At 41.3% G+C, this 24,895-nt stretch carries 25 protein-coding genes; 16 read left to right on the top strand and 9 right to left on the bottom strand.

The window, feature by feature from the left end; genetic code table 11:
- The first annotated feature begins 47 nt into the window (after positions 1-47).
- The 10 genes from CXF80_RS16630 to CXF80_RS16590 all read left to right on the top strand — a co-directional run bounded on the left by CXF80_RS16630 (position 48) and on the right by CXF80_RS16590 (position 9,039).
- Positions 48-1,532, top strand: a complete 1,485-nt coding sequence (locus tag CXF80_RS16630; protein ID WP_101034045.1) for an RNA polymerase factor sigma-54 — start codon at positions 48-50, stop codon at positions 1,530-1,532.
- A gap of 25 nt (positions 1,533-1,557) precedes the next feature.
- Positions 1,558-1,845, top strand: coding sequence for a ribosome hibernation promoting factor (hpf, locus tag CXF80_RS16625; protein WP_101034044.1), 288 nt, complete (start codon positions 1,558-1,560; stop codon positions 1,843-1,845).
- Between the two features lie 2 nt (positions 1,846-1,847).
- Positions 1,848-2,291, top strand: coding sequence for a PTS IIA-like nitrogen regulatory protein PtsN (gene ptsN, locus CXF80_RS16620; RefSeq protein WP_101034043.1), 444 nt, complete (start codon positions 1,848-1,850; stop codon positions 2,289-2,291).
- Positions 2,288-3,154 (top strand): RNase adapter RapZ, encoded by an 867-nt coding sequence (gene rapZ, locus CXF80_RS16615; RefSeq protein WP_101034042.1) that lies wholly within the window; start codon positions 2,288-2,290, stop codon positions 3,152-3,154. Before ptsN ends, rapZ begins: the two co-directional genes overlap by 4 nt.
- A 16-nt stretch (positions 3,155-3,170) precedes the next feature.
- Positions 3,171-3,446: an HPr family phosphocarrier protein gene (locus tag CXF80_RS16610; protein WP_101034041.1), complete on the top strand. Its 276-nt coding sequence runs from the start codon at positions 3,171-3,173 to the stop codon at positions 3,444-3,446.
- Between the two features lie 465 nt (positions 3,447-3,911).
- Positions 3,912-5,276, top strand: a complete 1,365-nt coding sequence (mgtE, locus tag CXF80_RS16605; protein WP_101034040.1) for a magnesium transporter — start codon at positions 3,912-3,914, stop codon at positions 5,274-5,276.
- Positions 5,277-5,799: 523 nt separating this feature from the next.
- A complete protein-coding gene (locus tag CXF80_RS20190) occupies positions 5,800-5,952 on the top strand; it encodes a hypothetical protein (RefSeq protein ID WP_157822248.1) in 153 nt (50 codons plus the stop codon).
- Positions 5,953-5,971: 19 nt separating this feature from the next.
- Positions 5,972-6,223: a transposase gene (locus CXF80_RS16600; protein ID WP_101034039.1), complete on the top strand. Its 252-nt coding sequence runs from the start codon at positions 5,972-5,974 to the stop codon at positions 6,221-6,223.
- A gap of 1,051 nt (positions 6,224-7,274) precedes the next feature.
- Positions 7,275-8,288 carry an ABC transporter substrate-binding protein gene (locus CXF80_RS16595; RefSeq protein ID WP_157822247.1) on the top strand — a complete coding sequence of 338 codons (1,014 nt, stop codon included), beginning with the start codon at positions 7,275-7,277 and terminating at the stop codon, positions 8,286-8,288.
- Complete coding sequence (locus tag CXF80_RS16590) at positions 8,269-9,039, top strand: diguanylate cyclase domain-containing protein (RefSeq protein WP_232772137.1); 771 nt, start codon at positions 8,269-8,271, stop codon at positions 9,037-9,039. The genes CXF80_RS16595 and CXF80_RS16590 overlap by 20 nt, the downstream gene beginning before the upstream one ends.
- On the opposite strand, the gene CXF80_RS16585 is transcribed toward CXF80_RS16590, so the two are convergent.
- The gene (locus tag CXF80_RS16585) at positions 9,009-9,593 is read right to left on the bottom strand and encodes a hypothetical protein (RefSeq protein WP_101034037.1); all 585 of its coding nucleotides are present in this window, start codon (positions 9,591-9,593) and stop codon (positions 9,009-9,011) included. The two genes, CXF80_RS16590 and CXF80_RS16585, sit on opposite strands and share 31 nt — an antisense overlap.
- A gap of 153 nt (positions 9,594-9,746) precedes the next feature.
- Here CXF80_RS16585 and ubiD point away from each other — a divergent pair, with 153 nt between their 5' ends.
- The 4 genes from ubiD (at position 9,747) to CXF80_RS16565 (ending at position 14,453) form a co-directional block, all read left to right on the top strand.
- Positions 9,747-11,228, top strand: coding sequence for a 4-hydroxy-3-polyprenylbenzoate decarboxylase (gene ubiD, locus CXF80_RS16580; RefSeq protein ID WP_101034036.1), 1,482 nt, complete (start codon positions 9,747-9,749; stop codon positions 11,226-11,228).
- A gap of 79 nt (positions 11,229-11,307) precedes the next feature.
- Entirely contained in the window at positions 11,308-12,006 is a 699-nt protein-coding gene (fre, locus tag CXF80_RS16575; RefSeq protein ID WP_101034035.1) for an NAD(P)H-flavin reductase, read from the top strand.
- 228 nt (positions 12,007-12,234) lie between these two features.
- Complete coding sequence (locus tag CXF80_RS16570) at positions 12,235-13,776, top strand: methyl-accepting chemotaxis protein (protein ID WP_101034034.1); 1,542 nt, start codon at positions 12,235-12,237, stop codon at positions 13,774-13,776.
- 98 nt (positions 13,777-13,874) lie between these two features.
- Positions 13,875-14,453, top strand: a complete 579-nt coding sequence (locus CXF80_RS16565) for a nucleoside triphosphate pyrophosphohydrolase family protein (RefSeq protein WP_101034033.1) — start codon at positions 13,875-13,877, stop codon at positions 14,451-14,453.
- Between the two features lie 94 nt (positions 14,454-14,547).
- Here CXF80_RS16565 and CXF80_RS16560 read toward each other — a convergent pair whose 3' ends face one another.
- The 5 genes from CXF80_RS16560 to uvrD all read right to left on the bottom strand — a co-directional run bounded on the left by CXF80_RS16560 (position 14,548) and on the right by uvrD (position 19,795).
- On the bottom strand, positions 14,548-15,564 hold the full coding sequence (locus tag CXF80_RS16560) for a hypothetical protein (RefSeq protein WP_101034032.1): 1,017 nt from the start codon (positions 15,562-15,564) through the stop codon (positions 14,548-14,550).
- Between the two features lie 154 nt (positions 15,565-15,718).
- Positions 15,719-16,111: a hypothetical protein gene (locus tag CXF80_RS16555; protein WP_157822246.1), complete on the bottom strand. Its 393-nt coding sequence runs from the start codon at positions 16,109-16,111 to the stop codon at positions 15,719-15,721.
- Positions 16,096-16,638 (bottom strand): alpha/beta hydrolase-fold protein, encoded by a 543-nt coding sequence (locus tag CXF80_RS16550; protein WP_101034030.1) that lies wholly within the window; start codon positions 16,636-16,638, stop codon positions 16,096-16,098. The genes CXF80_RS16555 and CXF80_RS16550 overlap by 16 nt, the downstream gene beginning before the upstream one ends.
- Before the next feature lie 63 nt (positions 16,639-16,701).
- Positions 16,702-17,574 carry a 4-hydroxybenzoate octaprenyltransferase gene (gene ubiA, locus CXF80_RS16545; RefSeq protein WP_101034029.1) on the bottom strand — a complete coding sequence of 291 codons (873 nt, stop codon included), beginning with the start codon at positions 17,572-17,574 and terminating at the stop codon, positions 16,702-16,704.
- 37 nt (positions 17,575-17,611) lie between these two features.
- Entirely contained in the window at positions 17,612-19,795 is a 2,184-nt protein-coding gene (gene uvrD / locus CXF80_RS16540; protein ID WP_101034028.1) for a DNA helicase II, read from the bottom strand.
- A gap of 433 nt (positions 19,796-20,228) precedes the next feature.
- Between uvrD and CXF80_RS16535 the strand changes: the two genes are divergently transcribed.
- On the top strand, positions 20,229-21,107 hold the full coding sequence (locus CXF80_RS16535; protein WP_101034027.1) for a LysR family transcriptional regulator: 879 nt from the start codon (positions 20,229-20,231) through the stop codon (positions 21,105-21,107).
- Between the two features lie 127 nt (positions 21,108-21,234).
- On the opposite strand, the gene CXF80_RS16530 is transcribed toward CXF80_RS16535, so the two are convergent.
- The 3 genes from CXF80_RS16530 to CXF80_RS16520 form a co-directional block, all read right to left on the bottom strand.
- Complete coding sequence (locus CXF80_RS16530; protein ID WP_101034026.1) at positions 21,235-22,173, bottom strand: SPFH domain-containing protein; 939 nt, start codon at positions 22,171-22,173, stop codon at positions 21,235-21,237.
- Complete coding sequence (locus tag CXF80_RS16525; protein WP_101034025.1) at positions 22,173-23,102, bottom strand: SPFH domain-containing protein; 930 nt, start codon at positions 23,100-23,102, stop codon at positions 22,173-22,175. The genes CXF80_RS16530 and CXF80_RS16525 overlap by 1 nt, the downstream gene beginning before the upstream one ends.
- Before the next feature lie 102 nt (positions 23,103-23,204).
- Positions 23,205-23,666, bottom strand: coding sequence for an NfeD family protein (locus tag CXF80_RS16520; RefSeq protein ID WP_101034024.1), 462 nt, complete (start codon positions 23,664-23,666; stop codon positions 23,205-23,207).
- Positions 23,667-24,139: 473 nt separating this feature from the next.
- Here CXF80_RS16520 and CXF80_RS16515 point away from each other — a divergent pair, with 473 nt between their 5' ends.
- On the top strand, positions 24,140-24,892 hold the full coding sequence (locus CXF80_RS16515) for an outer membrane protein OmpK (RefSeq protein WP_101034023.1): 753 nt from the start codon (positions 24,140-24,142) through the stop codon (positions 24,890-24,892).
- Positions 24,893-24,895 lie beyond the last annotated feature (3 nt).

Genomic DNA, 24,895 nt, shown 5'->3' with positions numbered 1-24,895 from the left:
TTTATAAATTGTCACTTTTATGGAAATCATCTAGGGATAAGCGGTAAATGAAAGCGTCACTCCAACTTAAAATGGGTCAACACTTAACCATGACCCCACAATTGCAGCAAGCCATTCGCTTACTGCAATTATCGTCATTGGAGCTACAGCAAGAAATCCAACAAGCATTGGATTCAAATCCATTACTTGAAATAGAAGATGAGTTTTCTGAAGCAAAAGACCCCGTAAAAGAAAATCGCGACCAAGCTGATACAGACTTCAGTGACAACAGCATTGTCAATATTGAAAAAGACACCTCAACAGTCGACACAGCAGAATCTATGACCAAAGAAACCATGGATGATTTAGCCATGGATACTACATGGGATGAAGTGTACACCGCCTCGCCGATGTCAGGTTCAGGTAGTGCTAGCATGCGCGATGATGACATGCCGTTTCAAGGTGAAACCACCGAAGGTCTGTATGAACATTTAGAATGGCAGAAAAATCTCACTCCATTTTCAGAGACCGATCTTGCCATTGCCACAGCGATCATCGACGCCGTGGATGAACGCGGTTATTTAACCCAAAGTACCGACGATATTCTCGAAGCCATGGGTGACGAAAATGTTGAGTTAGATGAAGTTGAAGCTGTATTAAAACGAATTCAACACTTTGATCCCGTTGGTGTTGCTGCACGTGATTTAAGTGAATGTTTATTGATCCAATTAGCGCAATTCTCTAACACCACACCCTATATCGATAATGCCCGTTTGCTAATTAAAGACTATTTAACCTTAATTGCTGGGCGTGATTTTAGATTATTGATGCGCAAAACTAAGCTAAAAGAAAATGAGTTACGTGACGCCATCACCCTAATCCAATCACTCAATCCTCGTCCAGGCTTATTGATCACCGCCACCGAAGACGAATTCGTTATTCCCGATGTCACGGTACTAAAGAAAAATGGCCGTTGGGTTGTAGAGTTAAACCCAGACAATATGCCCAAAATTGGCGTTAATCAGCAATACGCTGCCATGGCTAGAAGCAGTAAAAATCAGTCTGACAGTCAATTTATTCGAGGCCATTTGCAAGAGGCTAAATGGTTTATTAAAAGTATCGAAAGCCGCAATGATACTCTACTCAAAGTGGCAAATTGCATTGTGCAATTTCAGCAAGGCTTCTTTGAATACGGTGAAGAAGCCATGAAACCTATGGTGCTAAATGATATCGCTGAAGCAGTAGAAATGCATGAATCGACAATTTCACGAGTCACCACACAAAAATATATGCACACCCCACGTGGACTATTTGAACTAAAGTACTTCTTCTCTAGCCATGTCAGCACTGACGATGGCGGGGAATGCTCATCAACAGCAATTCGTGCTTTTATCAAAAAGCTGGTTGCCGCAGAAAACCAGAAAAAACCATTGAGTGACAGTAAAATGGCTCAACTTCTGGCAGAACAAGGCATAAACGTTGCTCGTCGTACGATTGCAAAATACCGAGAAGCAATGCTAATCCCGCCCTCAAACCAACGTAAGAGTTTATAACCTACAAGGTTGTGGAGGATTTTCTATGGATATAAATCTGACTGGACGTCATGTCGAAATAACAGAATCTTTACGTGAGTATGTTAATGGTAAATTTTCAAAGCTTGAACGACACTTCGATCAGATCCATAATGTACACGTTGTACTCCATGTAGAAAAATTACAACAAAAAGCAGAAGCCAAAATCCACGTTAATGGCGCAGAGATTTTTGCTATGTCAGAAAATACTGATATGTATGCTGCAATAGACGCCCTGATCGATAAACTCGACCGTCAGGTAATTAAACACAAAGAGAAGTATACAAAACACTAACGATGGAACTTTGTACCATTCTGCAGCCGGAATGCACTACCTGTGCCACACCGGGCAGTAAGAAAAAAGTACTGGAACTCATCAGCAATTTAGTCGCTGCCCAGTATCCAACCCTGTCTTCGCAAGAGGTTTTTGAAAGCCTATTAGCGAGAGAAAAAATGGGTAGCACAGGTATAGGAAATGGCATTGCGATACCTCATGGTCGATTAACGACCATCGATCACCCCATCGCGATATTTGTTAAATGTGAAGAAGCCATTGCCTTTGATGCAATTGATAAGCAGCCCGTGGATATTTTATTTGCTTTGTTAGTACCTGCAGACCAGTGCCAACAACATTTAGGCACGTTATCGAGTATGGCTAAAAAGCTCAGCGATAAGCAAATATTGAAACAGCTTCGCAAAAGCCACAACGCAACAGAACTTTATCGGGTTATAACTGCATGAAACTTGTCATAGTATCGGGACGTTCAGGTTCAGGGAAATCCGTTGCCTTAAGAGTATTAGAAGACCTAGGATATTATTGTGTCGATAATTTGCCTCTACCCCTCATTGGCACATTACTCGCTCAGCTCAAGGGCAGTAATGATTTAGTTGCGATTAGTGTTGATGTCCGCAACATTGCTGAACAAGGCAAAGTGCTTCAAGACCAATTAGCCCTACTTGAACATGACACTGAAATTATCAGCTTCTTTCTAAATTCCAATGATAAAGTGTTACTTAAACGCTACAGCGAAACACGCCGATTGCACCCGTTATCTAAAAATCATATTTCACTGCAAGAAGCGATCAAATTAGAAGGCCGTTTACTTGAGCCTACCGCAAAAATTGTTGACCATTACATTGACACTTCGGCGCTAAATATCTACGAGTTAAGCGACCAAGTTAGGCAAATACTATTAGGCAGTGTCGATAAAGAATTAGTGATTAACTTTGAGTCTTTTGGCTTTAAGCACGGCATGCCGACTGAAGCGGATTTTATGTTTGATGTACGTTTTTTGCCCAATCCACACTGGGAAATAGAATTGCGCCCAATGACAGGATTAGACGAACCCGTACAAGAATTTTTAGGGCGTCAGCCATTGGTCAACAAGTTCATTTGGCAAATTGAAAACCTATTTGAAACCTGGATGCCACATCTAGAACGTAACAATCGCAGTTACCTGACTATCGCGATTGGTTGTACGGGTGGCCAGCATCGGTCGGTATATATTGCAGACCAATTAGCAAAACGATTTAGGCAAGGCAGTAAACACACTGTTAATGCTCGCCACAGAGAATTAAGTATAAGTGAACTAACCGCTAAGTGAGCATAGGATTGCATGAATGATCAAACTTGAACGCCAAGTTACCATTTCCAACAAATTAGGATTACATGCCCGTGCAGCAACAAAACTCGCGGTATTAGCCGCCGATTTTGACGCGAACATCACCTTAACTCAGGGCGAAAAAAACGCCAGTGCCGCAAGTGTGCTCGGGTTATTAATGCTTGAAAGTGGAATAGGGAAAATGATCACCGTGACCGCAAAGGGCCCAGATGCCGAAGTAGCATTAAATGCAGTGTGTGATCTGATTAATGCTAAATTTGATGAATCTTGTTAAATTAGTGAAGAGTACGATTCGCGAGTCACTCACTTTTTAATCCACTATTATTCTTATTACACGTGGCCTAACCAAACTGTCACGACATTGATGCTCAACGGTAGACATCAGTCCCTCGATAATATTAGCCCTTAAGTTTATCTCACGCAGTTGATACCCATCTGATTAAGTATCAGTTCACTCTGCGGGAGTTTAGCGTTTAACATAATACATATATCGCCGCTTTCAGCAACGGATCCAGTTTGACTCTGCATCCGTGTAGTCGTCCGTCAATATGATGTATAGCAGCGTAGACCATGCATAATTTCGTCCAAAGGAAACGACTCAAGTATCCCATTTTGGCGTTACATTGTCTTACAAGCAGACAACGATTATTGCACCAATACGCCTTAAACAGAAAAACCTGAGCAGCCCAGAATGATTACATACTTGATGATATAAGTATGATGAATAGGAAGTAGATATATGGGTAAAGAGTACCTAGATAATGAGATAACCGAACAACGCCTCAATCAACTCGTTCAAGCGCTAGACAGTGGTTTGTTTGTTCATGCTCGTAACATGTTGCACACCATGTCACCTAACGATGTCGCCCTAATTCTCGAATCATCACCCCCCAAAAACCGACAAGTGTTATGGCAACTGATTGACCAACAATATGCGGGTGAAATTCTTGACGAATTAGGTGAAGAGCTTAAAGATTCACTCATTAGCAGCATGACACCAGAAAAGCTCGCCCAGGCCACAATAGGTATGGACACAGATGATCTCGCCTATATTCTTCGCAGCTTACCCGATGGAGTTTACAAGAAAGTACTCAAGTCAATGCGCAGCCAGGACAGGGATAGAGTAGAACAAGCACTGCGCTACCCTGATGATACTGCAGGCAGTATCATGAACACCGATACCGTCACCTTACGACCCGATGTCAATATCGAAGTGGTATTACGTTATTTACGTCAACGGGGAAACTTACCCGATACTACCGACACCTTATATGTTGTTGACCGTCAAGATCATGTTTTAGGCGGAGTAAGATTAGTCGATTTATTAACCTGCGATCCAAGCGTAACCGTCCGAAGCATTATGGACACAGAGTTAGAAAGTATTCCGGTTGAGATGTCTGATAAAGATGTAGCCCAAAAATTTGAACGACTCGATTGGCTATCCGCCCCAGTCGTCGACAGCCAAGCAAAATTGCTTGGCCGGATCACCATCGATGACATTATCGATGTGATCCGCGAAGATGCCGAGCATTCAATGATGGGGATGGCAGGGATGGATGATGATGAGGATACCTTTGGCCCAGTGCTAAAAAGTACGCTAAGACGCTCCCTGTGGTTAACGATTAACTTATTTGCTGCGTTACTTGCCTCGTCTGTCAGTAACATGTTCGAAGGCACCTTAGAGCAATTTGCCACCATCGCGATTTTAATGACCATAGTTCCGAGTATGGGCGGGGTTGCCGGTAATCAAACCTTAGCACTGGTGATCCGTGGTATTGCACTTGGGCATATTGGCCAAAGTAACTCACGTTGGTTGATTGGTAAAGAACTCAGCATTGGATTATTAAACGGTTTAATGTGGTCTATATTGGTATTTTTTGCAGTATGGCTGTGGAAAGATGACATCGCGTTAGGAGGGTTAATTGGTTGTGCTATGCTGATTAATATGACGGTTGCAGGCTTTGCTGGCGCCACTATTCCAATAATGTTAAAAAAGTTAAATATTGACCCAGCATTAGCCGGTGGCATGGTATTAACCACGGTGACAGATGTGGTTGGCTTATTTGCATTTTTAGGCCTAGCCACATTGTTCTTAATCCACTAGCTCATTCATTTGATTGGTGCACATCATGTCGTCCAGTGAAAATTGCAAACTCTAGCGCAATTCCCCGGACGACTTCGCCCCCGCCATACATCGCTAGCCTGTTTAACATGCGTCTTCACGCCCGGATCACTTACCAAGATGACGTCCATTGAAGCCATATCATCAAACCCACTCCTTGTATGATTTTTTAAACCATCCACTCGGAATAACTCATTCGACTATAACGCCTTGCTCATCTTGTCATTAAGATGGCCTTTTGCTGCCATATTGGTCATCCATACTGTGCAGCATCGACCACTTCAGCGATAAATAATCGCCATAGCATCTTTCACCAATTTAGTGCAATTGCACCAAACTAACCAATAGGTTAGTAATAACCCATTGACAACAAAAACTTAAATACTTGATAAATAACAACTTAAATTTTTATATAACGTTGGCACAAAGTTTCCATATAACAACTCATACCCACTAAGAGGTAGTTTTATTGTAAAGCATTCCATTGTACTTGTAGGAGATAGCGATGAAGAAAATAAACTTAAGTCGTCAGATTAAATCGGTCAGTATCATGCTCAATAATATCGTTCAACAATGCCGACAAAATATTTTTTTCTTAGCGCATCTCGGTTGCAGCCAGTGGGATGATGTTGAAACTCGCTCAGGCAAACATAAATAAATCAGCAGGAGGTTATTTGATGAGTATGTCAAATGCGAGACAGTATCCAGTGGAATTACAAAGACAAGTAATTGATGAAGTCAAAAACCATAACAGATTATTGTCTGATGTAGCAAAGCAATACGGTGTATCAGCTAAAACCGTTTACCAATGGGTAAGAAGTAATGATCTTCGCCAAATGAGAAGCAAAAGCGCTATCGTGTCAGAAATAGCCCATTTACAACAAAAAATCACTCAGCTAAGTCAACAGTTACATACGATGGCAAGCTAAGCATATACGCTTGAGATAGCGTTTAAACTATCTTAAGCAATAATGACTGGAAATTCAGTTAACCGTTTTGGCAAGGATGTTTGATGGTGTTAGCAACTCGTCCCCCAGCAAGTTGATAACAAAGCAACAAACATTCTAATAATAAGCGCAAAATACTTGCATCCTTGCCGCTTTATTGCTCCACCGTTAGTCGTTAAGGAAGTCGGCTAACATAACAGTTAAGGCGTTATTGGGTCCCCAGACTCTATTATCCAATAACGTCATTTTTAATAAGGTGTTTTAGCTTTAGCCATTGACGGCGCGATTGTCACCATTAACAGAGCTAAATATCAAAACCGTTTTGGCAAGGATGTTTGATAGTGTTAGCAACTCGTCCCCCAGCAAGTTGATAACAGAGCAACAAACATTCTAATAATAAGCGCAAAATACTTGCATCCTTGCCGCTTTATTGACAGTTCAGGCGTTATTGGTTCCCCAGATGTAATAGCCAATAACGTCATTTTTATTTCAGCCTTTGGCTGATAGCTCAAAGCTAAAATAATAATAATGAGCTTGAGCAACGCCCTAAAGCTTCAATTGATACTCAATGATTGCGTTAGGGTGGTGATACCATCGCAGCATAAATAATAATATAAATAAACTATGCAAACAAAAGCCCCAATGCAAAGGATGCATTGGGGCTTTTTCATACTCATAAGTTAACCTTAGTCGGAGTAATACCAATCGAATTCATTCTCTGCTCATGCATAAAACAGCTTAACCGAAATATAGCCGTTATGGCTCGGTGGCCATCAGTGATCGTCTCACTAATTTAACAAATAAGTATCTGAATCAAATGGTAAATAATATTTATTTTCACAATGGTTGCCACTATGTATCACTTTACTCAGTAAATTAATGATTAACGAGAAGCTTAGTATTTCCGTTATTAATTGATAATATTAAAAAAAAACGATTATATTGACCAATATTTCTCACAAAAAATAATACATTAACTACACTTAACATTATTTATCTTTTGACTGAAATCTCACTTATGCACAAAGTGTTAATGATTATTTTTTGGAGCCTAATCGCGATTGGCATTGCGGGTTGTGATCTTAATCAAAACTCATCCATCGAGACCTTAACCGCAAAGGGTCCGATTAAAATTGCTGTTTCTAATACGCCACTTTCTGCACCCTTTTTTATTGCCGAACAACAAGGTTATTTTAAGCGTAATAATCTTAATATTGAGTTAGTTAGATTAGATGGTGGGGTGAAATGCTTCAATGCGCTGCTCAATAAACAAGTGGATCTCGCCACTGCCTCTGAAACTGTGGTGATGTTTAATAGTTTTAAACAAACAAACTTTTCCGTATTAGCCAGTTTTGTCGAATCAGATAACGATCTCAAATTACTTAGCCTAGTACCGCAAAAATATCATCAGCTGAATAATCTAGCCAACGTCCGCGTAGGGATAGTAAAAAGCAGTGCTAGTGAGTTTTTTTTCGATAGTTTACTGATTATGTATAATAAAACTCAACAGCCTATCGAGCGCATTTATTTACGTGCAGATCAGCTTATTCCAGCATTATTAAATAATGAAGTTGATATTATTTCAGCTTGGGAGCCATTAAGTTATTTGTTAACACAACAAATAACCTCAAATACAAAAGTCATCAATAGCCGCGGTCTATATCACTTATCCTTTAACTTAATCGAGCTTAAACAAACGACGTTATCAGCCTCAGAAAAGTTAGCTCTACTCAAAGCAATTAATGACGCAATAGACTATATTCATACACACTCAGATCTTGCTCAGGTAGACATTAGTCGCATCTTGAATATCGATCCTTCCCAACTGCAATATTCTTGGAATGACTATACTTTTAGATTATCCCTCAGTAATGCACTTTTTTCTAACATTCAAATTCAAAGCCAATGGGCCATCGACAATCAATTAGTTCCGACAGAAATGAGCGAGTCAAACACAGCAAAAATTATTATACCTCGTTGGAGCCGTACTGTTACTACTCGCGATTTTGGTTACGGCATGGTCTTTTATGACGCTGATTCGATTTAAAAAAGGATTAGCTTCACTTAAACAAGGGATGAACGCGCTTGCTGCTGGGGATTTAACCAGCCAGATTAATTTCACTGATACCGATGAGTTATCTGCACTTGCCGATAACTTTAATAAAATGAAACAATCACTCGCCCAAATTACGATCAAAAAAGAAGAGTTAAAACAAGAAGTAGACAGTCAAACCCACAAACTGATCGAACAACAAGACAGGCTCATTTTCCTAGCTGAACATGACGAACTAACAGGGATTTACAATCGTCGTGCGTTTATAAAAAAAATAGATACTGCGATCGCAAGAGATTTACGTGGCGAGGATCAAGCAGCTTTATTGTTTCTTGATTTGAATAAATTTAAAGACATTAACGATTCACTCGGCCACAGTATTGGCGATGACGTTATAATGATCATAGCCTCACGCTTAGTAAACAACTTGCGAGCAACCGATATGGTCGGTCGATTCGGAGGAGATGAATTTATCGTATGGCTCGATATGATCACCGGGCCTATCGATATAGAACATAAAATACACCAGCTATTGGACTGTATTAAGCAACCTATTATCATCGGCCAACATATTTTACACGTGGGGGCGAGTATTGGGATTAGTATACTGCCTAAGCATGGTTTAAATAGTCGGGAGCTAATCAGCGCAGCTGATACTGCAATGTATCAAGCTAAAGCAGACGGTAGCATAGAATTTTGTTTCTATACCAGCAATCATGGTGTCTCTGCTTTAGCAACCTCATAGGTTTGAGTGTTCCAATCAAAATAATATTCAACCCCTTGCCACTCATAGACTGTCCCGTTCGCACGCTGGATCACTTTAGCATTTGCAGGTAGGTGGCTTAAGCCCGAAGCATACTCAATATGGGTCGTAGTCCGCTGTTGAGGCGCAACAATGGTGTCGATAAGCTTAATATTTTGTGGCTGATATCCGCTAGTTAACTGATGTTGATAGGGATAAAAACCGTTGTTATTTCTACGGGAATAACCATTTCCCCAATATGAGCCATATCGCCAGTTGTTGCCATGACTTAAACTAATTCCGATACTTGGGCCCCAATGCCGGTTAACTCCCCAGCCTTGATCCCAACCAAATCCCCAACGCCAAGGATCACGATTTCGGTGATGATTATTGTGTTGGCGATAATGATTATGTTGAGAGCCGACAGAATGCGAAACACGATTAGAATACTCATTCGCTAACGACGGCTGAGCACTGGCTGAACTCGCCATACTGAGTATAACAACACAACCAAGCCCGAATAATGGCATCAAAGTCCACTGCTTATTCGTTCGCATAAGTCACCTCTACCACATTATTGACTATTACCATTTTAGCCTAAGTATAGCTAAAGTCGATATCAGTAATATAGGTCTATCAAATTGGTTAACCCTATATTAGAAAAATGCTATAGTGCGCGCCATATTGGATTTGATTTACAGGCGGTAAACATGAGTTTTAAAGATTTACGCAGCTTCATCGATCATTTGGAAGCAAATGGTGAGTTAAAGCGCATTAGCTATCCTGTTGACCCTCATTTAGAAATGACGGAAATCGCTGATCGTGTTTTACGATCGGGTGGCCCCGCACTGTTATTTGAAAATCCTACCAATCACACCATGCCGGTACTGGTTAACTTATTTGGCACGCCTAAACGTGTTGCTATGGCATTGGGTAAAGACGATCCTTTGGCTTTGCGTGAAGTCGGTGAATTATTAGCATTCTTAAAAGAACCTGAGCCACCGAGTGGCTTTAAAGATGCCATCGCCAAAATACCTATGTATAAGCAGGCACTCAATATGCCGCCTAAAACAGTGCGTAATCCGCCTTGTCAGCAAGTGGTTAAAACCGGTGATGAAGTTGACCTAACCTCGTTACCAATCCAACATTGCTGGCCTGGAGATGTCGCCCCATTAGTTACTTGGGGACTCACGATCACTAAAGGGCCACGTCAAAAAAGACAAAACCTAGGTATTTACCGTCAACAGTTATTGGGCAAAAATAAGCTGATTATGCGCTGGCTTGATCATCGTGGCGGCGCCTTAGATTTTAAAGACTTTAAACAGCTTCATCCGGGAGAGCGTTATCCTGTCGTAGTGGCATTAGGTAGCGATCCTGTGACCATTTTAGGTGCTGTAACTCCCGTACCAGATTCCATGAGTGAATATGCCTTTGCAGGTTTACTACGCGGCGAACGTACCGAAGTCTGTAAAGCCATTAGCTGCGATCTTGAAGTACCAGCCACCAGCGAGATTATTCTTGAAGGTTATATTGACCCAGATGAGAAAGCAGTAGAAGGTCCATACGGCGATCACACTGGATATTATAACGAAACCGACTCATTCCCCGTATTTACTGTGACTCATATTACTCACCGTAAAGATGCTATTTATCATAGTACCTATACCGGCCGTCCACCCGATGAACCCGCTATGTTAGGCGTGGCATTAAACGAAGTGTTTGTGCCTATTCTTCGTAAGCAGTACCCAGAGATTATTGATTTTTATCTGCCGCCTGAAGGTTGCTCCTACCGTATGGCTGTGATTTCAATCCGTAAACAATATCCGGGTCATGCTAAGCGTGTCATGATGGGGGCATGGTCATTCCTACGCCAATTTATGTACACCAAATTTATTATCGTGGTTGATGAAGATATCAATTGCCGTGATTGGCAAGATGTTATTTGGGCCATTACTACCCGGATGGATCCAACACGCGACACCATGCTGGTAGATAATACCCCTATCGATTATCTGGATTTTGCCTCACCCGTTGCCGGTTTAGGCTCTAAAATGGGTTTAGATGCCACCAACAAGTGGCCAGGCGAAACCACCCGTGAATGGGGCACCCCTATTGTGATGGATCCTAAGGTTAAACAAAAAATTGACCAAATTTGGGATGATCTTGGCATAGAAGATGTACCAACATTGTAACCACAGTGATCTGATTAAGGCGTAGATAGCTATAATTAACTCATTGATAAAAATTATAAAAAGGTTTAAAGGACGTTAGATGAAAACCATTCGTTGTCAGATTGAAAAAGTCACCCCGTTTAATGATGCTGTGTATCAAGTGTTCCTTAAACCCGAAGCCGCCTTTGACTTTAAGGCTGGCCAATACTTATCTGTGATCATGGGTGAAAAAGACAAACGTCCTTTTTCTATCGCTTCGGCGCCTAATGCTGCGTTAATTGAATTGCACATTGGTGCTGCGGTCAGCGAAAGTTATCCCATGCAAGTTGTTGAACGCCTTCAAACTGCGACTCATATTGATATTGAAGCCCCCGCTGGCGACGCATTTTTACGTAGCGATAGCCATAGACCGCGAATTTTAATTGCTGGCGGTACGGGTTTTTCATACATTAAAAGTATCGTTGAAGCGCAGATTGCTAACGGCGAAACGATTCAAACTCAGCTATATTGGGGTTGTCGTAACGAAGATGCTATGTACTATCAAGACATTGCTCGTCAATGGCATGCAGACCATTCATGGTTAGAGTTTATTCCTGTGGTTGAACTTGCAGGCAGTACTTGGCAAGGCAAAAAAGCAAATTTACTTGAGCAAATAAAGCAGGATTTTGTCAGCTTAAATGGTTATGACATCTACATAGCCGGCCGCTTTGATATGGTCGGGGCTGCACGAGAAGTTTTTCGTGAACTTGGGATTGAAGAAACTCATTTATATGGTGATGCGTTCGCTTTCATCAAATAGCGTTAGCCTCAATGTTAGAATTTATTCAATATTGAATCGATAGTTAAGCAATAAATAGACCGACATCTTTGTCGGTTTTTTTATTGTCAAATGGAGTAGCTATTTTGTATCCAGTTGTGACTATACCTAATTATTAGCATGACCCATGTCTTGTAATTCTTTATAATTGCGAGGGAATTCACGAAATCAATCTGCCTTTTTAAAACTAATAATAATGGAAGTATTACAATGAGACACAAGGATGTAATAGATAGAGAAGTCAGTCTTAACAACAATGACGAGCTAGTATCAATTACAGATAAACGTGGCATCATTACTTATGCCAATGAGACATTTATTAGAATATCAGGTTTCAGTGAACAGGAAATCGTCACTCACAATCACAATATTGTCCGACATCCTGATATGCCAGCAGAAGCTTTTAAGGAATTGTGGGATAAGCTCAAAGCGGGTGAATCCTGGCGTGGAATTGTAAAAAACCGCTGTAAAGATGGTAGCTACTATTGGGTAGATGCCTTTATCTCTCCGCTTTACGAAAAAGGCCAAATTACGGGTTACCAATCCGTACGCATTAAAGCAAAACCAGAATACATCACTAGTGCTCAAAAACTTTATCACCAAATAAAACATGGTAAAACCATCGCTTTTAATATCTCTAGCCAACAAAAAAGATGGCTAGGTGCAATGATCACTTTAACCGCTTGCATTGGGTCCGGTTTACTTTTTAATTGGACGATGGCGGCAATCATAATGTCTTTGTCACTGATTAACATGATATTATTTACCAAAGAACTTTTCTCAATACCTCAGAAAATTAGCCAGTATCAACAACAATATGACTCAGTCAGTCGATTAGTCTATTGTGGTAATGACAGTATTTCAGTGCTTGAATTCCAGCAAGTTCTGAATCAAGCAAAAATGCAAGGCGTTCTTGGTCGATCTCAAGATCAAGGTAGCAACTTAAACCATATCGCAAATGAGCTAGTCAACTCCGCACAAGAAACCAACCACAGTATTGAACAGCAAAAAAATCAAATAGATAAAATTGCCACAGCCATTGATGAAATGAACTCTACCGTCGCCGAGATGGCACAACATGCAATATCAACATCAAATCATGCTAACCACGCACAACAGGTATGTCTTGATAGCAGAACGGCAATGCAATCTAATCGCGACAGTATTGAGTGTTTAGCCACATCCATTTCAGCAGCGGCATCCGATGCATACTTATTAAATAAAGAAGCCGAAAATGTCTCTAATGCCATGCTAGAAATTAAAAGCATTGCTGAGCAAACCAACTTACTCGCACTCAATGCAGCCATTGAAGCAGCAAGGGCTGGCGAACAGGGTCGTGGGTTTGCCGTCGTAGCGGATGAAGTTCGGGCCTTATCAAGTAGGACTCAACTCTCAACAGAGTTAATCTCTAAAAGCGTTCAATCCATGCACACCATGCTCAGTAATTGGACCGAACAAATGCAAGCTAGCAAACTTGAAGCAGAAAAATGTGCCAGTGATATAGGATTATCCTCAATACAATTTGAAACTATTTATCAAAGTGTAAGTGAAATAAATCAATTTACTCAGCAAAACACTGTCGCTACAGAACAACAAAAAGTGGTCACTGCAGAGATGACCAATAATATCCATACCATTACTGAATTAAGCCATAGTAACCTTGCTAGCTTAAAAGTTATTGAAATTGCGACATTAAATATTAAAAGCCATGCAGACAAAGCTCAAGAACTACGTCATACCTTTGGGGCATAAACAGAGTTATTGCCCCACGGCTATAAACAGTAAATAATTTTTGTATTATGTTCATCAATTCTTTAAAATTAGCCCACATTTATTGTTAAGGTAATCCAATGCAACTCAGTCAATTAACTCAACCTATTTATAACCATTTATACCGCGACATTTTTGAGTTTCGTAGTACCTTTGACTTAGCCGTTAATGATAATAATAGCTTAGATGATAAGGCAGATACCTTACACACATCATTAATTATTGAAGAAATGACCGAGCTGGCTGAAGCCGACTCTCGCATCGAACAAGCCGATGCGATTGTTGACTCTGTTTACGTGTTAATGGGCCGCTTAGCCCACTTAGGCGCCACTCAGGTAAGCGATCACCTTGAGATCAGTTACCTTATCGATTTATTGCTCAACGTCGCTAAAAACCGTCAAATTGATTTTATTCAATGCTGGGATGAAGTGCACTCAAGCAACATGAGTAAAGTATGCCGCAACCACAAAGAACTCGACGAAACCATTGCCCATTACGCTAAACAAGGTGTCGAGATTGTCGGTAGCACTAAAGGTGAGTTTATTATTGCTAAGTGCGCTAAAGACGTCGAAATGGCAGGTAAAGTTGTGCGCCAAGGCAAAGTATTAAAGTCAGTTTATTATCGCCCTGCAGACTTAACAAAACTAGTACGAGACTAATCAACAAATCAGCGACTGGGTTTTCACTTGGTAGTACTGATTGACTCATAAAAAATGCGCTTTTATCAGCGCATTTTTTATGAGCTTTTTATGACTACGCGGCCACTGAGACTTTATTATTAAGCGCCTGAATTAGCAGCTTTGGCTCATCCACACTCAAATGTATCGTAATCATGGGTTCGGGTAACTGGCCCATACCACCATGATAAATGACCGGACGGTTTAAGGTAATAGTGACATTACTCTGCCCACGGCCAATAATAATGGTTTCAGGCTCATCTTTATTTAATTCAGTTGATTCTTGAGCAGCGACACTGGCAATATCGGCAATGTTCACCACCATAAATCCCCACAATGAATTATTGATCACTAAGTTATCTCTGATTAAATACAAAGAGTAATAACGTGATAGCCGATGGTTAGCCACGATAGACATCAAGGTATAGGCAATAATGCTCGAGACAATAATCGCCAGCCACTCGCTCCATGAAACCAGTAATAAATAACTGCTACAAGATGCCGTAATACAACCAAATAGCATAAGCCATACATGCCAGCGCGTTGCACTGTTGAGGTTAATATTAGCGATGGCCACCGGATGATGACGTGAAAACCAAGGGATTGAATAAAACCAGTTAGTCGCTTCACTGGCCATAATAAGTGCGATAGTTAAGCTTTTTTCATCGCCATCCCGATACGTTTCTACCGCCCCGACTCTAGGATCGCCCTTAAGCTTTCGCACCTTAATCAAGCCACGAACAACACTCACCACCAAGTACAATTCAATGACCAGCAACACCGCAATAATCGGATAACGTAACCATGCAATAAACTCAAAATAGTGCGCGACTTCGGCAGGGAAACTTAACCGAGCAACCAAGCTGCTTAGACTGAAAATGACAATCAGTTTCCACAGTTTCTGAGCACCCATTTTAATAATGCAGTACCAGTAGCTCAAAGGCAGTAATACAAAATACAATGCACAAATAAGGTATAACGACCGCTTGTCAGCTTCACTCGTTAACGACTCTGGCGTCCACTGAACGCCTATCACAAAGCTGAACACCATTAAGGCTAAAAAGACTAACCGATACTTAACTGTGGCTCTCATTAAATACTTATCCCTGTAGATGTTATTAACCCACGCCATATCATTATTCTGAATATAAACGAGATGATACAAGTCGTTAACATATCAGCAAACATTAGTTTCACTGCTATTGATTGGCGCGAAAATTGTTACTAAAAATTGCCGTAGATGGGGATCACGATAAATTGCGCTTTAACAGCCAAGTTAAACCATGAATGGCGGTAGTAGGAAAAGCCATCGAATGATCGGCCTCGGGGATCACCAGCAGCTTGAGTTGTAAAGTGCCGGTTTTAGCTGATGGGTGAGATTGGAGTATTTGATAAAAAGCCTCAGCATCTGCAATCATCTGATGACCATCATGGGTATAAGGTGGTTTCTCTAATTCGCCAATGCCAATAAACACCTTGGCAGATATTGCTGGTGTTTGACTAAAACGCTGAGCAAACTGCTGCAACAATTGTTTATTGTCGAACCATAGAGATGGGCTACCCAACACGTAATACGCAAATAGCGTTGGCTGTTCTAATAAAATATGTGCGCCGAGTAACCCGCCTAACGAATTACCCACAAAGGTATTTTGTTGTGTGTCGACTCGATAGTTTTTTCAATAAAGGGCATAACAACCTCGCTGATAAAGGCAACGTGCCGCTTGGCCTCACCAGTGGGTAGTTTCCAACTCGCATCGTGACTTGGGGTATAGTCGCGGATCCTACTCGCCGAACCTTTGCTCGGCCTCTGATAGCCTATGGCGACTAAAATAGCTTGTTGCATCATGTTGCTGTTCATTGGAAATCGCGTCGCACCAGACACCACTTGCAAGCTATACATGGAGTCCGTCATATAGACTACAGGGTAATGATGAGTACGATTGTTGCGGTAATCTTTAGGTAGTTTGATCATCACTTGATAGTGGCGATCGCCATCGTTAAACACAAATTGCCGGGTACGAGGAATAGTGACTACTGCAGCGGTGGAATGCACATCGACAGCGTTGCTTGGTAAGCCAGCCAGTAAAGCATCATTGTTAGCGGACTCACTGGCTAGGGATAACCAACAACACATTATCGCACCGATTAACCAAGGAGTTGTTTTCATTCATGCATCCCTGTCCTATGGTAATAAACCATTAACTCAATTCCATTTCATGCTTTGTCGTGATTATACCGCTGCAGAAATAACATAGTCAGCACTTAGCGCGATAAACAAAACCATACCAGCCCAGTTGTTGTTTAAAAAAGCCTTAAAACATGGCGCACGTTCATGACCATAAATTAACCCTTGCTGATACACAGCAAACGCAACAAAGCTGATAATGCCCAAGCCATAAATCACTCCACGCTCAGCCATCAATCCCGCCATCACAAAACACCCTAGGGCGGCAAGTTGAAATAAGCCGATAATCTGCCTATCGTAACGGCCAAATAAAATGGCGGTTGATTTAATGCCCACTTTTAAATCATCGTCGCGATCGACGATGGCATACATGGTGTCGTAAGCCACCGTCCAACACCAATTAGCCATAAATAACCACCAAGCTTCAGCGGGGACTTCGCCGAGTTGAGCGGCATAAGCCATCGGAATAGACCAGCTCCATACAATGCCCAAAAACATTTGCGGCATATTGGTAATCCGTTTCATAAACGGATACATCACAGTTAACACAATGCCAACGACAGATAGCTGCACTACCAGTAGATTGAGCCATAAGACTAAACTAAATGCGGCGAGCCCCAACACAACAAACAACCCTAGGGCTTCTTTGGCGCTGACCACACCCGACACCAACGGCCGCATACTGGTACGTTCAACATGGGCATCTAAGTTACGATCGGCAAAGTCATTAATAATGCAACCATTAGCACGCATAATCACCACACCGACAATAAATATCAGCAATACCTTAATGTCTGGCATACCTTGAGCCGCTAACACCAGCGCCATTAAACACGGCCACAGTAGAAGTAAGGTGCCAATGGGTCTATCGATCCGCATTAATCGTGCATATGCATGCAGCTTGTCTTGCAATGGCATTGGTGTCATCTCTCCATGATTTAGCAAACGCAACAGATTAGCAACGCTCTAGTTTTGCTAACGACACCAACAGCCATTTACTGCCGAAATCGACAAACTCAACCTGAACTCGCCCTTTTTCACCTGAGCCTTCAAAGTTAATCACCTTGCCTTCACCAAACTTAAAGTGCTTCACTTTAGAGCCAACTCGATAACCGGTATCATTAAAACCATTCGGTTTAGTGGTAACCGTCGCAGGGCGAGCAGGAAAACGCTTGCTAATCGATGGCTTCACCTGAGCACGGATACGAATTTGTTCAACAAACTTTTCAGGAATTTCGTTAATAAACCGTGATGGGCTAGCATAATCTTCACGGCCATAAATACGACGCGACTCCGCATAACTGATGTACAGTTTTTGCATTGCACGGGTCATACCGACATAACACAAACGGCGCTCTTCATCTAACCGATCGCCTTCATCCAGAGCCATTTTACTCGGGAATAATCCTTCCTCTACGCCCGCCATAAACACCATTGGGAACTCAAGTCCCTTGGCCGAATGTAAGGTCATCAACTGCACTGCATCGGTAAAGGCATCCGCTTGGCCTTCGCCAGCTTCTAGTGCGGCATGGGATAAAAAGGCATTAAGCTCGCCTATGTCTTCAAGCTCTTCAGGCATTTCAAAACTGCGGGCAGCGGTAACGAGTTCGTTTAAGTTTTCAATTCGCGCTTGGGCTTTCTCGCCTTTTTCAGCCTCGTACATAGTACGCAAGCCTGAACGATCAATCACATTATCAGTCATGGTATACAGCACCATATCTGCAGTATCCGTTCGCATCGAGATGATCAGTTCCATAAAGCCATTTATGGCATTAGCTGCACGCCCAGCGAGTACTTTTTCTTCGACCAAACGCACACAGGCTTGCCAAAGTGTTAGCTCATGCTGTCTTGCGGTTGAGCGTACAATGTCCAACGTTCGATCGCCAATACCACGAGCTGGGGTATTGACCACACGTTCGAATGCGGCATCATCATCTTTGTTATTGATAAGACGCATATAGCCCATCGCATCTTTAATTTCTTGACGCTCGAAGAAGCGCAAGCCACCGTAAATACGATACGCTAACCCTTTATGTAAAAAGGCTTCCTCTAATACTCGCGATTGCGCATTTGAACGATATAGAATGGCGCACTCGCTCAAACTGCCGCCTTTTTCATGCCACTCGCTAATGCGACTGACAATGAACTTGGCTTCGTCCATCTCATTAAAGGCGCAATAGACTGAAATGGGCTCGCCATCTTTATCTTCAGTCCATAACTCTTTGCCTAAACGATCAGGATTATTGGCAATCACAGAGTTAGAAGCGTTCAAAATATTCGCTGTTGAACGGTAATTTTGTTCTAACCGAATCGTTTTAGCCTCAGAAAAGTCTTTTAAGAAACGATGTAAGTTTTCAATTTGCGCGCCACGCCAACCATAAATGGATTGGTCATCATCACCGACAATCATCACATTGGCTGTTTTACCGGCTAACACACGGATCCACGCGTATTGAATCGCGTTGGTATCTTGAAACTCATCAACTAAAATATGACGGAAGCGCTCTTGATAATGGGTCAGTAAATGCGGTTTATTAAGCCATAACTCATGAGCACGTAATAAGATTTCCGCAAAGTCGACCAAACCGGCACGATCGCAAGACTCTTGGTAAATCTTATAAATGTTGAGTAAGTTTTGCTCAATCGGAAAGCTGCCTGCATCAATATGCTTAGGGCGAAGACCTTGATCTTTCTTACCATTGATATAACCCTGAGCTTGACGCGGAGGATACTGCTTCTCGTCTAAATTAAGGCTTTTAAGAATGCGTTTGAGTAAACGCAACTGGTCGTCTGAATCAATAATCTGGAAGCTTTGTGGTAAATTGGCATCTTGATAATGAGTGCGCAATAACCGGTGAGCTAAACCATGGAAGGTGCCTATCCACATCCGCCCCATGTTAGTGCCCACGACCTTCTCAACCCGTTCACGCATTTCTGCTGCGGCTTTATTGGTAAAGGTGACTGCCAAAATAGAATATGGACTTTGTTGTTCAACTTGCATTAACCACGCAATACGATGGGTTAATACACGGGTTTTACCACTGCCGGCACCCGCTAACACCAACATATTTGAAAGTGGTGCGCCGACTGCCTCACGCTGCTTATCGTTTAGGCCGTCTAATAATGATGATACGTCCATTTTTCCTCCCAGAAATCTGCGAGGCATTATATCTTAAATAGCGAGATAATGGCGTGCAATACTTCACCTATTTTATATCAACAATTCCCCTAACAAGAGAGATAACCTACTCACTAAGGTAATATCAAAGTCACTAAAATCACTTACTTGTGATGATCTAACTGCTTTAATGAGAGCCTAAATTGACAAAAGAGCAAGCAAAAATTATTATACAATATAAAGTAATTAATTAATTTTAGCCTTGAGTAAGGGACCTAATAGTTGATTAATCATTAAATTCATCGCTAAACAAACTGAATTAAGTTTGTTATTTGTGGCGAATAAGGCTCGCGAGCATGCCTACTTATTATCAATATATTCAATGTCATTAATACTCAAAATTCCATTTGAAAAGCATTTATTACCCACAGTTTAAGCTGTATAGGTTGCCATATTGAATATAAAAGATTTAGAACTATTCATTGCTGTAGCAAAGTTAGGCAGTTTTTCTAAAGCTGCAAAATCTTTAGATACTCGCAGAGCATTAGTCAGTCGTCGTATTGGTGATATGGAAAAACAGCTTGGTGCGCCGCTATTTACCCGCACGACAAGAGTCATGACATTAACCTCAGCGGGTCGACAGTATCTTGTTCAAATCGAACCTTTAGTTAATCAATTCAATCATGCCAGTGATGTGTTCAAACATCGCCATGATGAAGTTCAAGGCAAATTACGCATTGGTTTACTGCCTTTTGTTGACAAGCTTATGGATAAATATATTGCTCACTTCATTCATGCGTATCCACAAGTCCAATTAGAGGTGTTAATTGTGTCTGGTGGCAGTAAAGAGCTTAATCGCTTAGGACTCGACCTCATTATTGATGCTGGTGAGGTTAATGGTGCTCACTTTTCCGTTCATAAACTGACCACTTTTGAACGTAAAATTTATGCTAGCCCCAGTTATTTAGAAAAATCATCACTGATCGAAAATACCGATGACTTACAATATCATTCATTATTAGGCTTTAGAGATGCCCATGGTCAACTAGAGCAAACTTGGCATTTTCAACACGCAAATGTGCCAACACAGTATAAAGTCATCTGCAGTGATTTTAACTCGCTCTATCACTTCTGTTTAGCGGGGGCTGGTATTGCTTTATTACCTCATGTTATTGCTCACGAGGCTGTTAATCTGGGGCAGTTAGTCAATATCCTACCGCAACACAGCATCGGCTTTGCTGATATCAGCTTGACCTATTCAACCAAAAGTCCTCAATCGTCTGTGGCAAAAGCCTTTTGCGAACATTTACTTCGAGAAATTGATACTAATTAATCGTTAATCGTTAAAATCTATCTCTGATTGGCATCTTGCAGTAGGCAATAAAAAAGGTTAGCAAAATCGCTAACCTTTTTATCGTTTTAATTTTGACAACGTGTGACGGATACATCTGCATTAGTGATTATTTTTTATCTTCTTTTAAACCAATACTTTCCATCCAGTACTCAAAATTTACTAAATTACCAGGTAACACAACACGGCTATCAGGTTTTCTTAAGCCATCAAGTTGTTTCATATATTGCTCACCAAGCTGCATCCGCAATGCACTTTGTCCGCCATCAGATGAAATAACCACAGCTAATCGTTCTATTGACTCGGATGTTGCTTTAGCTAAAGTCAGAATTTCTTGAGCTTTACCTTCTGCCTCATTAATGCGCCGCTGCATTTCACCTTCTGAGCGGTTAATGGTTTCCGCCATAACACCTTCTGAGCGATTAATTTTGCTCTGCTTATCACCTTCACTTTTGGCTAATAATGCCCGGCGTTCACGCTCGGCATTTACCTGCATTTCCATGGCATTTTTAACCGTTTCAGGTGGGGTAATATTTTTAATCTCATAGCGGTGCACTCGAATGCCCCACATAGAGCCTGCTTCATCGAGTACTTCAACCACTTTGGCAGAAATCACATCACGCTCTTCAAAAGTGCGATCTAAATCTAAGGTACCAATCACAGAACGTGTGGTGGTTTGAGCTAGCTGAATGGCAGCATAACGGTAATCGGTAATCCCATAACTGGCTTTAACGGGATCGATAACCGAAATATAGATAACCCCGTCCACTTCCACATTCACTTCATCACTGGAGAAACATTCTTGCGGCGGTACATCAATGGTTTCTTCCTTTAAATCGTGGATGTAAGCCACTTTATCAAAGAAGGGGATCAGTGCATGAAAGCCTGCATCTAAAGTACTGTGATATTTCCCTAGACGTTCAACAATATAAGCCGATTTTGTCGGCACAAGACAGATAGACTTAAATAATTTCAGCACAAAAATAGCAAAAATAACGCCCCAAATTGCCATTACAATAAAATCAGTATCAATTCCGTTAATCGACATTAGCGCGCTCCTTTGGCTGATGAATTTGATACCGCATGAGTCACTTGCTCCATACCTTCAAAAAAGCCTTCTAACTTGGCCATTTCTGCAGGAACAACCGACACTTGAGCTTCAGAGAGGATCTTACCGACTTGGTCAATAAACTGCTCTTTAAGCAACATATTCATCGCATCATTACCGCCATTCACGGTTAAGGCTTTACAGATCATTTCCATGGCTTCAGCCTTAGCGGTAGCAATAATCGAGATTTCTTGACCTGTACCTAAAGCTTCATTAATGCGCTTCTGTTTTTGGCCTTCCGATAAATTAATCGCTTCTTGGCGTTCGCCTTGCGACATATTGATCATTGCCGCTTTTTCAGCATTGGCTAAGGTGATCTCTGCACGCTTTCGACGCTCTGCTTCCATTTGTTTTTCAAGGGTGTGAATAACCTTCTGCGAAGGTGAGATATTTTTAATCTCATAGCGTAATACTTTGATCCCCCAAGGATCAGAGGCTTTATCAATCTCACGCACAATTGATTCGTTTAAACTGTCACGTTCTGAAAACGTTTGTGACAAGGTCAGCTTACCAATTTCTGAACGCATGGTTGTTTGCGCTAAGTTAACCGCCGCGCGGCGATAATTTTCTATACCATAGCTAGCCAGTTTCCCGTCCATCACCTTAAGGTAGACTAAACCGTCGACTTCCAATTGGGTATTATCTTTTGAAATACAACTTTGGGGTGGAACATCAAGCACTTCTTCACGAGTGTCGTGTCGATAAGCAACGCGATCGACAAAAGGAATAAGAAAATGAAACCCCGGGTTGAGCACGCTACGAAACTTACCTAAACGCTCAATCACATGAACTTCACGCATTGGTACAATTAACATGAGTTTGAACAAAATAAACATTACGAATAAAAAAACGATTGTTAACACAAACATATCTACTTCCTTTTAATCTGACTTTCCTAGATAACGCTTAACAGTCATCACGACACAATATTCTAAATTTATAACATTAACATTTTAGATAACAATAAATAGCTATTCCGAATCAATGATAGGTTCAACAACAAACGCAATATTTTCCCGACAAATGATCCTTACTTGGGTACCCTCTTTTATCACAGTACCATCTCCTAAAGCCGTCCACTCAGAACCCAAGCAGCTAATTCGACCTGTCTGTTGGCCTGGGCCAATGTCTTGCTTCACGATAGCGACTTGATTGTAGAGATCCACTTCTTCATCGGTATTATCCACATGAGAATCTCCCCCCACCAAACGTTGAGTCACATGACGAAAACTCAGCAACAGCACCATCGAGGCCATAAACCATAGTGTCATGCTTTGCACCAAGCCATCGATAATACCAACCGCCAGTGCTGATGCGACGATAACGCATGCCGCACCTAATAAGATAACAATGCCACCCGGAATAATGATTTCTGATAGCATCAATAACAGTCCAAGTACTAGCCAGACTGCGATTGGATTGGCAATCTCCATATTCTCCCCCATAAAATGACAATGTCTGTAGATTGACTATAACAGCTTTATTTATTAATGCGACATATTATGTCAAACAAGTCAGCTAATATAAAACGTGATAAACGATTCATCAATTTACCTTTTCCTCGAAAATGAGCTGCCGCTAACAAGGTCAGTATTTCTGCTGAGTCACACCTTATTTATAACGACTATACGATTGATATAACATAACAGCACAAACTAATAGTCATTATGTGTAACATCAAATTAACAGCATGAATACCTGTCACATGATTATATCGATGATGAAAACAATGAAATCGTCACATTCTTGCCAGTTTTAATTGTGCTTTATCAAAATATTGAATATATTGCGCCCCATTGTGCACGATTGGGAATAATAGATCATAAAATTACCCTCGGTCGATCTAAAACTTACTCTTAAACTGTCAAAACTGGTGTATCTGGCCAGCTAACTAACCGGAAGAAAAATGAAAAAACTCTGCCTTTTAGCCACACTTGTACTCTCACAAAATGTTTTTGCTGACGATTTAGTCCAATGGTGGGATGCTAGCGCTACTGTCCTGCATGGCGAAAACTATGACTTAGCCCCATCAGAAAGACAAACAACCATTACCCTAGAGACTGCCGGTGGCTGGAAGTATGGTGATTGGTTTATGTTTCAAGATTTTATTAACTTTAACGGTAATAATAATGGGGTTGATAGCACGACTTATGGCGAAATTTCACCTCGTTTTAGTGCTAGCAAAATATTGGGTCAGCCCGTTAGCTTTGGTGCGATAAAAGATGTCTCTTTAGCATTAACTTACGAAGAAGGTGAAGGCCCAGTTAACAGCATGCTTTATGGTATCGGTTTAGACTTTGACGTGCCATTTTTTAGCTACTTACAATTGAACACTTACCGTCGAGATGCAATAAGCAGTGGCAACATCAGTGATGGCTGGCAGTTCACTCCGGTATTTAGAATAGACATGCCTATTGGTAATGCTAATATTATCTTTGATGGCTTTATTGATTGGGTATTTTCTGCCGATAACAACGGCTACGACGAAAACCTGCACATCAACCCGCAAATAAAATATGACTTAGGCAAAACGCTGTTTGGTGATCACAAACAAAACAAGCTATTAGTGGGTTTTGAATATGATTACTGGCAGAGTAAATATGGCGTTGCGGGTATCGACCAAAATACCTACTCAATCATTGCGCAGTATCATTTCTAATCA

It is taken from the genome of Shewanella sp. Actino-trap-3, assembly GCF_002836275.1.
Classification (GTDB): Bacteria; Pseudomonadota; Gammaproteobacteria; order Enterobacterales; family Shewanellaceae; genus Shewanella; species Shewanella psychromarinicola.
Note: the sequence above shows the minus strand (reverse complement) of the source record. Positions and strands in the feature narration are given on the sequence as shown.

Excerpts from the sequence above, each read along its gene's own strand:
- CXF80_RS16630 (WP_101034045.1), top strand. The coding sequence starts at position 48 with ATGAAAGCGTCACTCCAACTTAAAATGGGTCAACACTTAACCATGACC.
- hpf (WP_101034044.1), top strand. The coding sequence starts at position 1,558 with ATGGATATAAATCTGACTGGACGTCATGTCGAAATAACAGAATCTTTA.
- ptsN (WP_101034043.1), top strand. The coding sequence starts at position 1,848 with ATGGAACTTTGTACCATTCTGCAGCCGGAATGCACTACCTGTGCCACA.
- rapZ (WP_101034042.1), top strand. The coding sequence starts at position 2,288 with ATGAAACTTGTCATAGTATCGGGACGTTCAGGTTCAGGGAAATCCGTT.
- CXF80_RS16610 (WP_101034041.1), top strand. The coding sequence starts at position 3,171 with ATGATCAAACTTGAACGCCAAGTTACCATTTCCAACAAATTAGGATTA.
- mgtE (WP_101034040.1), top strand. The coding sequence starts at position 3,912 with ATGGGTAAAGAGTACCTAGATAATGAGATAACCGAACAACGCCTCAAT.
- CXF80_RS20190 (WP_157822248.1), top strand. The coding sequence starts at position 5,800 with ATGAAGAAAATAAACTTAAGTCGTCAGATTAAATCGGTCAGTATCATG.
- CXF80_RS16600 (WP_101034039.1), top strand. The coding sequence starts at position 5,972 with ATGAGTATGTCAAATGCGAGACAGTATCCAGTGGAATTACAAAGACAA.
- CXF80_RS16595 (WP_157822247.1), top strand. The coding sequence starts at position 7,275 with ATGATTATTTTTTGGAGCCTAATCGCGATTGGCATTGCGGGTTGTGAT.
- CXF80_RS16590 (WP_232772137.1), top strand. The coding sequence starts at position 8,269 with ATGACGCTGATTCGATTTAAAAAAGGATTAGCTTCACTTAAACAAGGG.
- CXF80_RS16585 (WP_101034037.1), bottom strand. The coding sequence starts at position 9,593 with ATGCGAACGAATAAGCAGTGGACTTTGATGCCATTATTCGGGCTTGGT.
- ubiD (WP_101034036.1), top strand. The coding sequence starts at position 9,747 with ATGAGTTTTAAAGATTTACGCAGCTTCATCGATCATTTGGAAGCAAAT.
- fre (WP_101034035.1), top strand. The coding sequence starts at position 11,308 with ATGAAAACCATTCGTTGTCAGATTGAAAAAGTCACCCCGTTTAATGAT.
- CXF80_RS16570 (WP_101034034.1), top strand. The coding sequence starts at position 12,235 with ATGAGACACAAGGATGTAATAGATAGAGAAGTCAGTCTTAACAACAAT.
- CXF80_RS16565 (WP_101034033.1), top strand. The coding sequence starts at position 13,875 with ATGCAACTCAGTCAATTAACTCAACCTATTTATAACCATTTATACCGC.
- CXF80_RS16560 (WP_101034032.1), bottom strand. The coding sequence starts at position 15,564 with ATGAGAGCCACAGTTAAGTATCGGTTAGTCTTTTTAGCCTTAATGGTG.
- CXF80_RS16550 (WP_101034030.1), bottom strand. The coding sequence starts at position 16,638 with ATGAAAACAACTCCTTGGTTAATCGGTGCGATAATGTGTTGTTGGTTA.
- ubiA (WP_101034029.1), bottom strand. The coding sequence starts at position 17,574 with ATGCCATTGCAAGACAAGCTGCATGCATATGCACGATTAATGCGGATC.
- uvrD (WP_101034028.1), bottom strand. The coding sequence starts at position 19,795 with ATGGACGTATCATCATTATTAGACGGCCTAAACGATAAGCAGCGTGAG.
- CXF80_RS16530 (WP_101034026.1), bottom strand. The coding sequence starts at position 22,173 with ATGTCGATTAACGGAATTGATACTGATTTTATTGTAATGGCAATTTGG.
- CXF80_RS16525 (WP_101034025.1), bottom strand. The coding sequence starts at position 23,102 with ATGTTTGTGTTAACAATCGTTTTTTTATTCGTAATGTTTATTTTGTTC.
- CXF80_RS16520 (WP_101034024.1), bottom strand. The coding sequence starts at position 23,666 with ATGGAGATTGCCAATCCAATCGCAGTCTGGCTAGTACTTGGACTGTTA.
- CXF80_RS16515 (WP_101034023.1), top strand. The coding sequence starts at position 24,140 with ATGAAAAAACTCTGCCTTTTAGCCACACTTGTACTCTCACAAAATGTT.